The 12,221-nt window shown below is 62.3% G+C and carries 13 protein-coding genes; 8 read left to right on the top strand and 5 right to left on the bottom strand.

Going from position 1 to position 12,221, the window contains the following annotated elements; all coding sequences use genetic code 11:
- Positions 1 to 79: 79 nt before the first annotated feature.
- Positions 80 to 2,191 carry an elongation factor G gene (gene fusA, locus MRBLPB4O_RS19200; protein WP_341796296.1) on the bottom strand — a complete coding sequence of 704 codons (2,112 nt, stop codon included), beginning with the start codon at positions 2,189 to 2,191 and terminating at the stop codon, positions 80 to 82.
- Positions 2,192 to 2,264: 73 nt separating this feature from the next.
- Complete coding sequence (locus tag MRBLPB4O_RS19195; protein WP_341796295.1) at positions 2,265 to 2,690, bottom strand: hypothetical protein; 426 nt, start codon at positions 2,688 to 2,690, stop codon at positions 2,265 to 2,267.
- A 140-nt stretch (positions 2,691 to 2,830) separates the two neighbouring features.
- Between MRBLPB4O_RS19195 and MRBLPB4O_RS19190 the strand changes: the two genes are divergently transcribed.
- Positions 2,831 to 3,133, top strand: a complete 303-nt coding sequence (locus MRBLPB4O_RS19190; protein ID WP_266032199.1) for a hypothetical protein — start codon at positions 2,831 to 2,833, stop codon at positions 3,131 to 3,133.
- A 3-nt stretch (positions 3,134 to 3,136) separates the two neighbouring features.
- On the opposite strand, the gene MRBLPB4O_RS19185 is transcribed toward MRBLPB4O_RS19190, so the two are convergent.
- Together MRBLPB4O_RS19185 and gcvA are read right to left on the bottom strand one after the other, a co-directional pair.
- Positions 3,137 to 4,387, bottom strand: a complete 1,251-nt coding sequence (locus MRBLPB4O_RS19185) for an aspartate aminotransferase family protein (protein ID WP_341796294.1) — start codon at positions 4,385 to 4,387, stop codon at positions 3,137 to 3,139.
- Positions 4,388 to 4,508: 121 nt separating this feature from the next.
- Positions 4,509 to 5,405: a transcriptional regulator GcvA gene (gene gcvA / locus MRBLPB4O_RS19180; protein ID WP_341796293.1), complete on the bottom strand. Its 897-nt coding sequence runs from the start codon at positions 5,403 to 5,405 to the stop codon at positions 4,509 to 4,511.
- A 255-nt stretch (positions 5,406 to 5,660) separates the two neighbouring features.
- Here gcvA and MRBLPB4O_RS19175 point away from each other — a divergent pair, with 255 nt between their 5' ends.
- From MRBLPB4O_RS19175 to MRBLPB4O_RS19165, 3 genes are all read left to right on the top strand, one after another.
- Positions 5,661 to 7,043: an amino acid permease gene (locus MRBLPB4O_RS19175; protein WP_016498761.1), complete on the top strand. Its 1,383-nt coding sequence runs from the start codon at positions 5,661 to 5,663 to the stop codon at positions 7,041 to 7,043.
- A 57-nt stretch (positions 7,044 to 7,100) separates the two neighbouring features.
- The gene (locus MRBLPB4O_RS19170) at positions 7,101 to 7,598 is read left to right on the top strand and encodes a PaaI family thioesterase (RefSeq protein WP_341796292.1); all 498 of its coding nucleotides are present in this window, start codon (positions 7,101 to 7,103) and stop codon (positions 7,596 to 7,598) included.
- Between the two features lie 87 nt (positions 7,599 to 7,685).
- Entirely contained in the window at positions 7,686 to 8,381 is a 696-nt protein-coding gene (locus MRBLPB4O_RS19165; RefSeq protein ID WP_341796291.1) for a glutathione S-transferase N-terminal domain-containing protein, read from the top strand.
- Positions 8,382 to 8,431: 50 nt separating this feature from the next.
- Here the strand turns inward: MRBLPB4O_RS19165 and MRBLPB4O_RS19160 are convergent, their stop codons facing one another.
- The gene (locus tag MRBLPB4O_RS19160; RefSeq protein WP_341796290.1) at positions 8,432 to 10,048 is read right to left on the bottom strand and encodes an inorganic phosphate transporter; all 1,617 of its coding nucleotides are present in this window, start codon (positions 10,046 to 10,048) and stop codon (positions 8,432 to 8,434) included.
- A gap of 127 nt (positions 10,049 to 10,175) precedes the next feature.
- On the opposite strand from MRBLPB4O_RS19160, the gene MRBLPB4O_RS19155 reads away from it, so the two are divergent.
- The 4 genes from MRBLPB4O_RS19155 (at position 10,176) to uvrY (ending at position 12,217) form a co-directional block, all read left to right on the top strand.
- On the top strand, positions 10,176 to 10,562 hold the full coding sequence (locus MRBLPB4O_RS19155; RefSeq protein WP_341796289.1) for a DUF488 family protein: 387 nt from the start codon (positions 10,176 to 10,178) through the stop codon (positions 10,560 to 10,562).
- A gap of 11 nt (positions 10,563 to 10,573) precedes the next feature.
- Positions 10,574 to 11,005 carry a GNAT family N-acetyltransferase gene (locus MRBLPB4O_RS19150; protein ID WP_341796288.1) on the top strand — a complete coding sequence of 144 codons (432 nt, stop codon included), beginning with the start codon at positions 10,574 to 10,576 and terminating at the stop codon, positions 11,003 to 11,005.
- 120 nt (positions 11,006 to 11,125) lie between these two features.
- Positions 11,126 to 11,515 (top strand): helix-turn-helix transcriptional regulator, encoded by a 390-nt coding sequence (locus MRBLPB4O_RS19145; RefSeq protein WP_049276675.1) that lies wholly within the window; start codon positions 11,126 to 11,128, stop codon positions 11,513 to 11,515.
- 63 nt (positions 11,516 to 11,578) lie between these two features.
- On the top strand, positions 11,579 to 12,217 hold the full coding sequence (gene uvrY, locus MRBLPB4O_RS19140) for a UvrY/SirA/GacA family response regulator transcription factor (protein ID WP_023047491.1): 639 nt from the start codon (positions 11,579 to 11,581) through the stop codon (positions 12,215 to 12,217).
- Positions 12,218 to 12,221 lie beyond the last annotated feature (4 nt).

Here is a 12,221-nt window from a genome sequence, read left to right as displayed (position 1 = left end):
GATCGCCGCAGGCCCGGGCATTGTGCGATCCCCTGTGGGAGCGGGCGTGCCCGCGAAGAGGCCGGCACAGGCGAATGAATCATTCCCCGCGGTTCTTCTTGACGATGCCATCGGCGATGCTCGCCGGTGCCTCGGCATAGCGGGTGAACTCCATCGAGAAGCTGGCCCGGCCCTGGGTCATCGAACGCATCGAGGTGGCGTAGCCGAACATCTCGCCCAACGGCACCTCGGCACGGATTACCTTGCCGGCCGGTGTTTCGTCACCGTCCTGAATCATCCCGCGGCGCCGGCTGAGGTCGCCCAGAATGTCGCCCTGGTATTCCTCCGGCGTCACCACCTCCACTTTCATCACCGGTTCCAGCAACACCGCGCCGCCTTTCTGCGACAGCTGCTTGGTGGCCATTGAAGCCGCGATCTTGTAGGCCATTTCGTTGGAGTCGACATCGTGGTACGAACCGTCAAATACGGCGGCCTTGAGGCTGATCAGCGGGTAGCCGGCAAGCACGCCGTTCTTCATCTGCTCTTCGATACCCTTCTGGATCGCCGGGATGTACTCGCGCGGTACCACCCCGCCGACAATCTCGTTGATGAACTCCAGGCCCTCCTTGCCTTCGTCGCCAGGGGCGAAACGGATCCAGCAATGGCCATACTGGCCACGGCCGCCCGACTGGCGCACAAAGCGCCCCTCGATTTCGCAGGTGTTGCGGATTTTTTCCCGGTAGGCCACCTGCGGCTTGCCGATGTTGGCTTCGACGTTGAACTCGCGGCGCATGCGGTCGACGATGATGTCCAGGTGCAACTCGCCCATGCCCGAGATGATGGTCTGGCCGGTTTCTTCGTCGGTACGCACGCGGAATGACGGGTCTTCCTGGGCCAGCTTGCCCAGGGCGATGCCCATTTTTTCCTGGTCGGCCTTGGTCTTGGGCTCCACGGCCACGGAAATCACCGGGTCAGGGAAGTCCATGCGTTCGAGGATGATCGGTTTGTCCATGTCGCACAGGGTGTCGCCGGTGGTCACGTCCTTCATGCCGATCAGCGCGGCGATGTCGCCGGCGCACACGTCCTTGATTTCGGCACGCTGGTTGGCATGCATCTGCACCATGCGGCCGATGCGTTCCTTCTTGCCTTTGACCGAGTTGAGTACCGCGTTGCCTGAGCTGAGCACGCCGGAATAAACGCGAGCAAAGGTGAGTGTGCCGACGAACGGGTCGGTGGCAATCTTGAAAGCCAGGGCCGAGAACGGCTCCTTGTCGTCGGCGTGCCGTTCCAGGTGCTTTTCTTCATCGTCCGGGTCGGTGCCGCGGATGGCGGGAATTTCCGACGGGGCGGGCAGGTAGTCGATTACCGCATCGAGCATCAGCGGTACGCCCTTGTTCTTGAAAGAGGACCCGAGGATGGTCGGCACGATTTCGTTGGCGATGGTGCGTTTGCGCAACCCGGCCTTGATCTCTTCGATGCTCAGTTCTTCGCCTTCAAGAAACTTGTTGAGCAGTTCGTCATTAGCCTCGGCGGCTGCTTCTATCATGTGCGCGCGCCATTCGTCGGCAAGCGTCTGCAGTTCGGCGGGTATATCTTCTTCACGGTAGCTGGTGCCGTGGTCAGCGTCGTTCCAGTAGATGGCTTTCATCTTCACCAGGTCGATCTGGCCGATGAAGTTCTCCTCGCTGCCGATGGCCAGCTGGATCGGTACCGGGTGGTGCCCCAGGCGTTTGTCGATCTGCTTGACCACACGCAGGAAGTCGGCACCCTGGCGGTCCATCTTGTTGATGTAGGCCAGGCGTGGCACATGGTATTTGTTGGCCTGGCGCCAAACCGTCTCGGACTGTGGCTCTACCCCGTCAGCACCGCTGAACACCACCACCGCGCCATCGAGCACGCGCAACGAGCGCTCCACCTCGATGGTGAAGTCGACGTGGCCGGGGGTGTCGATGATGTTGAAGCGGTACTTGTGCTCAAACTGCTTGGTCGAGCCTTGCCAGAACGCCGTGGTCGCCGCCGAGGTGATGGTGATGCCGCGTTCCTGCTCCTGGGCCATCCAGTCCATGGTCGCCGCGCCATCGTGCACCTCGCCCATCTTGTGGTTGACCCCGGTGTAGAACAGGATCCGCTCGGTAGTGGTGGTCTTGCCGGCGTCCACGTGGGCGACGATGCCAATATTGCGGTACAGCTCGATGGGCGTTGTGCGGGCCATGGCGGACTACCTGCGAATGGGCGGATTCCACCACGTTAGCAGACCGGTGGAATCCTGCCCTGCCGCCGGGCCGTCAGTCGGCCTGGGCTTGCAGCATCCACTGGCCATCCACTTCACGGGCCAGGCCGCTGGCCGTCAGTAGCGCCAGCAGACGCGAGTGCAGGGCGGCTTCGGTGAAGGTCTTGAGGGTGGCCAGGTCCAGTGTGCCGACCAGGTTGAGGTCGGCCTTGGTGTACGACAGCCATGCCTTTTTCAGTACCTGGGCAACATCGCTGCCGGAGGTGCTGGCGAAGCGGCGGTGCCATTGGCGGCTGTCGAAGGTAAAGGTGTGGGCGTGGCTGTAGGTGCTTTCGTCGCCACCTTCGGTGCAGCGATGGCAACGGCACGGGCCTTCGCCGAAGGCGTTGCGCAGGTAGCTGTTGAAGTCCACGACGGGCTTGAGGGACAGGCGTTTGTCGACATCGAACAGGTCGGCGATCAGGGGTTCTTCGGCGCTCACTCGGGATCCTCGTGTGGTGTGGCGTGCATCGGCGGGCACCCTAACAGATCGGGGCATTCAGATCACCTGTAGAGACAACGGAGACCGCCTGCCGTACTCTACGCGCCCTTACGCCTACACACCCACTGAGGTAACCCCGCTTGAGCACCAAGTACCCGTACACCGCCACCGTGACCATCAGCGCCGAAGACCGTGGCGGAGATACCGAAGCTTCGGAAAACCCCAGCATGCGCGTGGGCCTGGAAGCGGTGACCGAAACCCTGAAGAAGGTGCATTTCGTCGGTACGCTCGCGGCACCTGAAAAGCCGGCCACGCACATCTGCGTGACCCTGGAGAACGGCCTGACCTACTACGGCCCGATCGTCAACGGCCACGCCGAACTCGAAGGCGGCTGGATCGCCTTCGAATCCGACATGCTAACCCCCGAAGAACTGGGCCTGTAAGCCTCAGTTCAGCTCCACCAGGCACTGCTCGAGGATATCCAGCCCTTCCTCGAGCACCTCGGCTTCGATGGTCAACGGGGCCAGCAGGCGGATGATGTGCCGCGCCTTGCCGCTGGGCATCAGCAGCAAGCCCTTGGCCCGCGCCGACTCCATTACCTTGGCCAGTTGCGCCGGCGCCGGGCTGCCGTCGGCATTGACGAATTCGATGCCGCGCATGGCGCCCACGCCCGTCAGGCGGCCGATGTACGGGCTCAGGCCCGACGCCTTCCAGCGCTGGTGGCGGCTGACGATGGCCTGCTCCTGGCGCTCACCCCAGGTGGCGATGTTCTCGTCGGTCATCTGCGCCAGGCTGGCCAGCGCCGCCGCACAGGCAATCGGGTTACCCGAATAGGTGCCACCGAGGCCGCCCTTGGGCAGTGCTGCCATCAGTTCCTTGCGCCCGACCACCGCACCCAGCGGCATGCCGCCGGCGATGCTTTTGGCCAGCAGCAGCAGGTCGGGCTCGAGCCCTAAGCGCGGGAAGGCGAAGCGCTGGCCGGTGCGGCCGAAGCCGGACTGGATCTCGTCGATGATGATCAGGATGCCGTGTTGGTCGCAGAAGCGGCGCAAGGCTTGGGCGAAGGCGGGGTCGAGGGCGAGGAAGCCGCCTTCGCCCTGCACCGGCTCGAAGATGAATGCTGCCACGTCTTCCACGGCCAGTTCGACGCTGAACAGGCGTTCCATGGCCTTGAGTGCCTGCTCGCAGGTAACCCCGGTATCCACGCCAGGGTAGGGCAGGTGGTACACCGGCCCAGGCAACTCGCCCACCCGTTGCTTGTAAGGGGCCACCTTGCCGTTGAGGTTCAGGGTGGCCAGGGTGCGGCCATGGAAACCGCCGTCGAAGGCAATGATGGCGCGCTTGCCTGTAGCACCGCGGGCAACCTTCAGGGCGTTTTCTGCCGCTTCCGCACCGCTGTTGGTGAGCATGCCGGCCAACGGGTAGCTGACCGGTACGAACTGGCTCAGCTGTTCCATCAGCGCCAGGTACGGGCCATGGGGCGCGGCGTTGAAGGCATAGTGGGTCAGGCGGGTGGCCTGGGCCTGGATTGCTTCGACCACGGCGGGGTTGCAGTGGCCCAGGTTGAGCACGCCGATACCGCCGACAAAGTCGATGTAACGTTTGCCGTCGGTGTCCCAGACTTCGGCATTGCGGCCATGAGAAAGTGTGATCGGGTGAACGATGGCGATGGATTGGCTGATACTTTCCTGGTTCATGGGCACGCGGGACCTTTGTTCAAGTTTCTTATTATCCAAGCGTGTTGAGGGGTTATTCCGCAAACGAATTATTCGATTGCGGTCATTCCCTGAATTCGTGAACTGGCCGGCACAGGTCAAATCAGTCGCCCTCAGCCACCCGCTCGCGAATCCACTGCACAAAGGCCCTGATCTTGGGCACTTCGGCGGCATGCTCGGCATGGGCAATGAAGTGCCGGCCATTGCTTGCCACCGGGTGGTCCAGGGCCACCACCAGCTTGCCCTCGCTCAGCTCCTCGGCCACCAGGTAGCGCGGAATCAGGGCGATACCGCAGCCGGCAATCGCTGCGCGAATGCACAGGTAGAACGTGTCGAAACGCGGCCCGTGGTAGCTGTTCTGGCTGTGCAGCCCCAACCCCAGGAACCATTCATGCCAGGCCTCCGGCCGCGACACGCACTGCAACAGGCGGTGCTCGGTCAGCGCCTGGGCGCTTTCAAAGGGGTGGTTGGCCAGCAACTGCGGGCTGCACACCGGCACCACTTCTTCGCTGAACAGCTCGATGCAGGTTGCCCCAGGCCAAGTGCCCTGGCCGAAGAAAAAGGCCACGTCGGCCTTGGCCTGCACCAGGTCGAATGGCTCCAGTTCGTTGCGCACATCCAGGTGGATACGTGGGTAGCGGTCGCCGAAACCCTTGAGTTTGGGCACTAGCCAGCGCGCACCAAAGGTGGGCTGGGTGGCGATGCGCAGCACCTCTGTTTCGTCGCCGTAGCTGAGGATGTAGCGGCTGGAAATATCGATCTGGGTGAGGATCTTGTTCACTTCGGTGAGGTACAGCGCGCCGGCCGGGGTCAGGTGCAGGCGCCGGCGAATGCGCTGGAACAGCGAGTGCGAGAGCATGTCTTCGAGCTGCGCGACCTGCTTGCTGACGGCGCTCTGGGTCAGGTGCAGTTCCTGGGCCGCGCGGGTGAAGCTGAGGTGGCGGGCGGCCGCTTCGAAGCACTGAAGGGCGGTGGTCGAAGGCATCAGGCGTTTGGACATGACAGGCAAATACCGAGCAAAAAAGGAAGGAGTTCATTCCAAAGCGGAATCATGTGGTTCGAAAAGGTCGTTTGTTGACCCCGGCCTATAGATTAATACTGACCTGGATCAACGATTACAACCGGTCATGTGAAGAGGAGGTCTGTACCCGCTTCCGGCATCTGCAAAACAACAAAAACGACTATCAGAAATTTACAAGAATTCTGCTCCGACCTTCAGCCGCCTCAAAGCGGCCGACCCATTCGAGGGTTCTTCATGGCTTCGCAAGACAACAAGAAACAGCGTTCACTGCAGCACGGCCTGACCTCCCGTCAGGTTTCCATGATCTCCATTGCCGGCATCATCGGCGCCGGCCTGTTCATCGGCTCGTCGAACGCCATCGCCACGGCCGGCCCGGCCATCCTCATTTCCTACGCCATGACCGGCCTGCTGGTATTGCTGGTGATGCGCATGCTGGGCGAAATGGCCATCGCCAACCCTAACAGCGGCTCGTTCTCCACCTATGCCTCCGAGGCCATCGGCCCTTGGGCAGGCTTTACCATCGGCTGGTTGTACTGGTGGTTCTGGGTGCTGATCATTCCGGTCGAGGCGATTGCCGGCGCCGACATCCTGCATGCTTACTTCCCAGGCGTACCGTCCTGGTTGTTCGCCTTCCTCATCATGCTGGTGCTGTCGGGTACCAACCTGATCAGCGTGAAGAACTTCGGCGCCTTCGAGTACTGGTTCGCGCTGGTCAAGGTGGTGGCGATCATTGCCTTCATCGTGGTCTGCAGCCTGGCGGTATTCGGCTTCTGGCCGCTGGCCGAGGTGTCCGGGGTCAGCCGGCTGTGGGAAAACGGCGGCTTCATGCCCAACGGGTTCGGCACTGTGCTCGGTGGCGTGCTGATCACCATCTTCTCGTTCTTCGGCGCCGAAATCGTCACCATTGCCGCTGACGAAACCGCCAACCCGAAAGACAAGATCCGCCGTGCCACCAACCTGGTGGTGTACCGCATTGCCATCTTCTACCTGGCGTCGATCTTCTTGGTGGTGTCGCTGGTAGCCTGGAACGACCCCGCGCTGAAAGCGGTCGGTTCGTTCCAGCGCGTGCTGGAAGTGCTGAACGTGCCGGGCGCCAAGCTGCTGGTCGACCTGGTGGTACTGGTGGCGGTGACCAGCTGCATGAACTCGGGCTTGTACACCGCGTCACGCATGCTCTATTCGCTGGGCGCCCGCGGCCAGGCACTGAGCATGACCAAGCGTATCTCCGGTTCGGGCGTGCCGACCGTGGCGGTCATCTTCTCGACACTGGCCGGGTTTGCCGGGTGCCTGGTCAACTATGTGTTCCCGGGTAAGGTCTTCGGCTTCTTGCTGTCCACCACCGGCGCCATCGCCTTGCTGGTGTACCTGGTGATTGCCGTGTCGCAGCTGCGCATGCGTGCCCGCGCCGACCGTGAAGGGCGCCCGCTGGAGCTGAAGATGTGGCTGTTCCCATGGCTGACCTGGTTGGTGATCGGCACCATCGTCATGGTGCTGGGCTACATGCTGTTCAGCGATGCCTACCGCTATGAAACGCTGATGACCGCTGGGGTGACTGCGTTCATCCTGCTGGTTTCGCTGACCCAGCGGCATGCCAAGGTGGTTGCCCAGACGGCCTGATGTATCTGCTTTAATGGGGGCGTTGCGCGCCCCCATTCCAACAAGCACAGGAAGCGTATGACTGACCACCCACTTTCCCTTCAGGCCCTCGCGGCGCCGGAAGGCACCTGCTACGGCTGCGGTTGTTCCCACCCCAGTGGCCTGCACCTGCAAAGTCACTGGGACAGCGATGGCATCCACCTGGTATGCCGCCATGCACCCGACAGCACCTTTATCGGCTGGCCTGGCCTGGTCTACGGTGGCCTGCTGGCGATGCTCGTCGATTGCCATTCCAACTGGACGGCCATGGCCTACCACTACCGCAACGAAGGCCGCGAGCCGGGTAGCCTGCCGCGTATCGACTGCGTTACCGGCACACTCAACCTGACCTACCTGAAACCCACGCCGATGGGCGTCGAGCTTTTGCTCAAGGCCCGAGTGGAAGGGGAAGTGGGGCGCAAGTGCCGAGTGCTTTGCGAAGTCTGGGCCGAGGATGTGCTGACCGTGACCGCCGACTCGGTGTTCGTCCGTGTCGATACCGAAAAGCTCAAGCTCAAGGCCCACGGCCAGGCTTGAGTGACCCGGGCTGATGAGTGGTCGGTGATGGTCAGCGGCCGGGGATGTCTCTAGAGTGACAGGTCCATTCCCCAGGCAAGGTTGATCATGACCGATCTCAGTGCTTTCCCTGTTACCCGCAAGTGGCCCGCCAAACACCCCGAACGCCTGCAGCTGTATTCGCTGCCGACGCCCAACGGCGTCAAGGTGTCGATCATGCTCGAAGAAATCGGCCTGGCCTACGAGGCGCACAAGGTCAGCTTCGACAACGATGACCAGCTGAGCCCTGAATTCATCTCGCTCAGCGCCAACAACAAGATACCGGCCATCCTGGACCCCGACGGCCCGGGCGGGCAGCCGTTGCCGCTGTTTGAGTCAGGGGCGATCTTGCAGTACCTGGCGGAGAAAAGTGGGCAACTGCTCAGCCAGGAGCCTGCTCAGCGTTACCAGACCCTGCAGTGGCTGATGTTCCAGATGGGCGGCATAGGGCCGATGTTCGGCCAGGTCGGGTTCTTCCATTTCTTTGCTGGCAAGGACTATGAAGACAAGCGCCCGCGTGACCGCTATGTCAACGAATCCAAGCGGCTGCTGGGTGTGCTGGATCGGCACTTGAAAGGTCGGGAGTGGATGGCTGACCAATACAGCATCGCCGACATTGCTATCTTCCCTTGGGTGCGGAACCTGGTGGAACGCTACAACGCCCGGGAGTTGGTGGGCTTTGACCAGTTCAAGGAAGTGCAGCGGGTGCTGGCGACGTTCCTCGAACGGCCGGCGGTGCAGCGCGGCCTGAAAATCCCGAGCTGATAACGCCGAACCAGTCACGTACACCGCTCCTACAGAGGGCGTAGTACAGGTTAGAGAATGTGGCTCAGCAACCAGTACAGGCTGCCAGCCAACAGCATCGCCGCCGGCAGGGTCAGCACCCAGGCCATCAGCAAGTTGAACAGCGTGCGCTTCTGAATCCCCGACCCATTCGCCACCATGGTCCCCGCCACCCCCGAGCTCAGCACGTGGGTGGTCGAAACCGGCAACCCGAACATGTCAGCTGCGCCAATGGTGCACATGGCAACGACCTCCGCCGAGGCGCCTTGGGCATAGCTCAGGTGGGTCTTGCCGATCTTCTCCCCCACGGTCACCACGATGCGCCGCCAGCCAACCATGGTCCCCAGCCCCAGCGCGATGGCCACGGCCACCTTGACCCATAGGGGAATGTAGCGGGTGGCGTCGTCCAGTTGGGTCTTGAATAGTTGGACATGGCTGCGGGTGTCGGCGTCGAATGCCACCAAACGGTTTTTCTCGATCAGGCGAATGGCTTCGCTGGTCAGGTACATGTCATTGCGTACGTTGGCCATGGCTTCGGCGGGTATGCGCTTGAGCGAGCCGTAGCCTTTGACCTCTTCACCGATCATCCCGGTCAGCGCGGCCAGCGCCGGTACCAGTTGCGGGCTGGCCTTGGGTTCGCCAATGAATGCGGTCAGCGTCTGGCGTGGGTCGGCCGGAGGCGCTTGCGGATTGCTGCGCACCAGTGCCTGGCGGGTTACTTCGGCAACTGCGGAAAACTGCAGGGCCTGCTCATTGGGCATGGTCTTGTTCAACGCATACGCCATTGGCAGGGTGCCGACCAGAATCAACATGATCAGGCCCATGCCTTTCTGGCCGTCGTTGGAACCATGAGCGAAGGACACCCCGGTGCACGTCAGGATCAGTACGCCACGAATCCACCATGGCGGCGGTGTCTGGCCTTGCGGCGCCTGGTATAGCGCTTGACGCTTCACCAGGGCTCGAAGGGCGAGCAACAACAAGGCGCCGCAGGCAAAGCCGATCAGGGGGGAGAACAGCAAGGCGTAGCCCACCTTGCTGGCCTGGGCCCAGTCCACGCCGCTGGTGCCGTCACGCCCATGCATCAGGGCATTGGCCACACCCACACCGATGATCGAGCCGATCAGGGTGTGCGAGGATGACGCCGGCAGCCCCAGCCACCAGGTACCGAGGTTCCAGATGATCGCCGCCAGCAGCAGGGCAAAAACCATTGCAAAGCCGGCCGAGGAGCCCACCTGTAGAATCAGTTCCACCGGCAGCAGGGCGATGATGCCGAATGCCACCGCGCCACTGGAGAGCAGCACGCCGAGGAAGTTGCACAGCCCGGACCACACCACTGCGACCGGTGCCGGCAGCGCGTTGGTGTAGATCACGGTGGCCACCGCGTTTGCGGTGTCGTGGAAGCCATTGACGAATTCGAAGCCCAGGGCAATCAGCAGTGCCATGCCCAACAGCAGAAACGGCGTGACTGTGGTGATCACCGTGCCGCTGGCGTTTACATCCTGCTTCAGGCTCCAGGCGGTGTAGGCGATGCCGGCCAGCAGCAGGCCGAAGAACAACACGAGGGTGGCGCGCCCAGGCTTGTGGGCAAGCTGCGGGCGGGCGTCGCGCTGGGCCAGGTGCGGCTGGCTGGCCAGTGACGGGGTTGCCATGATGGCTCCGGTTGGCGTTGGGCAAGTTGCCGAAGGCCTTGAGCATAGAAACAATTCGTAACCCGACCGTGACCTCGATCAATGAATTATCTAGGCTCAAGACGGACGGTAAAAGCAGGAGAAACCCATGATCCGCTGCAAGCGTGTCTACGATGCGGTCACGGGCGACGATGGCCAGCGAGTGCTGGTCGACCGCCTGTGGCCGCGCAACCTGCGCAAGGAAGACCTGCACGGGCAGTGGTTGCGCGAAGTGGCACCCTCCAATGAATTGCGCAAGGCGTTTCACCAAGGGGCAGTCGACTTTGCCGGTTTTACCCAGCGCTACCAACGAGAGCTCGCCGCTCACCCCGAGTATTGGTATCCGCTGCTGGACCTCGCCGGGAAGGGCCCTCTGACCCTGCTTTATGCAGGCAAGGACACCGAGCACAACAATGCCCGAGTGCTGGCCGATTGGCTGGAAAGCGAACTGGACCGGCATGGGCCTGGCAGTTCACCCGTGTGCTATGCCCAATGAGCGATATGGTAATGCCCCTGCAACTGATTCCCGCCAACGACAATCACCGTACGTTCGCCCGCGACCTCACGCGGCGCGCCATGCTGCCGTATTACCGTGAATTTGACCTGCTCTGGATCGAGGACGCCTTCGACCAGGCTTGGGGTTGGCGCGAGCAGTGGCTGGTCAGGGAAGGCGACAGTCTGTTGGGTTTCTGCAGCCTCAGCCAGGACCGCCAGGCGCTGTTTATCCGCGAGTTGCACCTGTTGCCCGAGCACCGCGGGCGCGGTGTCGGCAGCTGGGTATTGGAAGAGCTGGCGCTGTGGGCCAGCCAGCGGCGCCTGCCGTTGCTGAGGCTGATGGTGTTTCGCAGCAACCCGGCGCGCCTGTTGTACCAGCGCCACGGTTTTGTCGAAATGGGTGAGGACGGGTGCTTTGTGCGCATGCAACGTACGATCGGCTAGTGGCGCAATGATGGCTTGTCTCCACCGAAGCGCAGCGGCATAGTGAACCCAGGCGCTCACGGTCGCCCGCAGACGGGGCGGCAGTGGATGAGCGTGATCAGGGATAAGGAGAAGCCCACAATGAACGGGATTGGTCCGCGGCTGCGGGAAGAGCGTGAGCGCCTGGGCATGACCCAGCGCGTGTTTGGCGATATCGGTGGGGTCGAGCCCAATGCCCAGGGCAAGTACGAAAGCGGCGAGCGTACGCCACGGGTCGATTACCTGGCAGCCCTCGCGGTCAGGGGGGTGGATGCACTGTACGTGCTTAGCGGCATCCGCACGCCGGCCCCGCTGGAGGGCCTGAGCACGGATGAGTCGGGGCTGCTGGGCGCCTTCCGGCAATTGCCCATCGACGACCAGGCGGCCATCTGGCACCTGCTGGGCCGCTTGAGCAGCGATAGAAAACCCAGGCAAACAGTGAGGCCTGTCACTGTTGAGCGTCAGGCGTTTCTTACAGAAGCAATGCGTTAGACCCGTTTGGAAAAATTTTGTTAAGGTGGCGGGATCCAATCGCCCTGTTGACGAGGTGTGTGCTTGATTAGGGTCTTAGTGGTCGACGATCACGATCTGGTACGAACCGGTATCACCCGCATGCTGGCCGACATCGATGGCCTGCAGGTGGTGGGTGAGGGGGACTCGGGCGAGTCCGCGCTCAAGCTGGCCCGTGAGCTGAAACCGGACGTGGTGCTGATGGACGTGAAAATGCCCGGCATCGGCGGCCTGGAGGCCACCCGCAAATTGCTGCGCAGCCACCCGGACATCAAAGTAGTGGCCGTGACCGTGTGCGAGGAAGACCCGTTCCCCACGCGCCTGTTGCAGGCCGGTGCGGCCGGTTACCTGACCAAAGGCGCAGGCCTTGACGAAATGGTCCAGGCCATCCGCCTGGCGTTTGCCGGCCAGCGCTACATCAGCCCGCAAATCGCCCAGCAGCTGGCGCTGAAACCGTTCCAGCCGCAGGGGTCACCGTTCGACACATTGTCGGAGCGGGAAATCCAGATTGCCCTGATGATTGTCGGCTGCCAAAAAGTGCAGATCATCTCTGACAAGTTGTGCCTCTCGCCCAAGACCGTCAATACTTACCGTTATCGGATCTTTGAAAAACTCTCGGTCACCAGCGACGTCGAACTGACCTTGCTGGCCGTTCGCCACGGTATGGTCGACGCAAGCCTGTAAAACC

It is taken from the genome of Pseudomonas sp. LPB4.O (genome assembly GCF_038383825.1).
Lineage (GTDB): Bacteria > Pseudomonadota > Gammaproteobacteria > Pseudomonadales > Pseudomonadaceae > Aquipseudomonas > Aquipseudomonas putida.
This window is presented reverse-complemented; position numbering and strand designations above follow the sequence as displayed.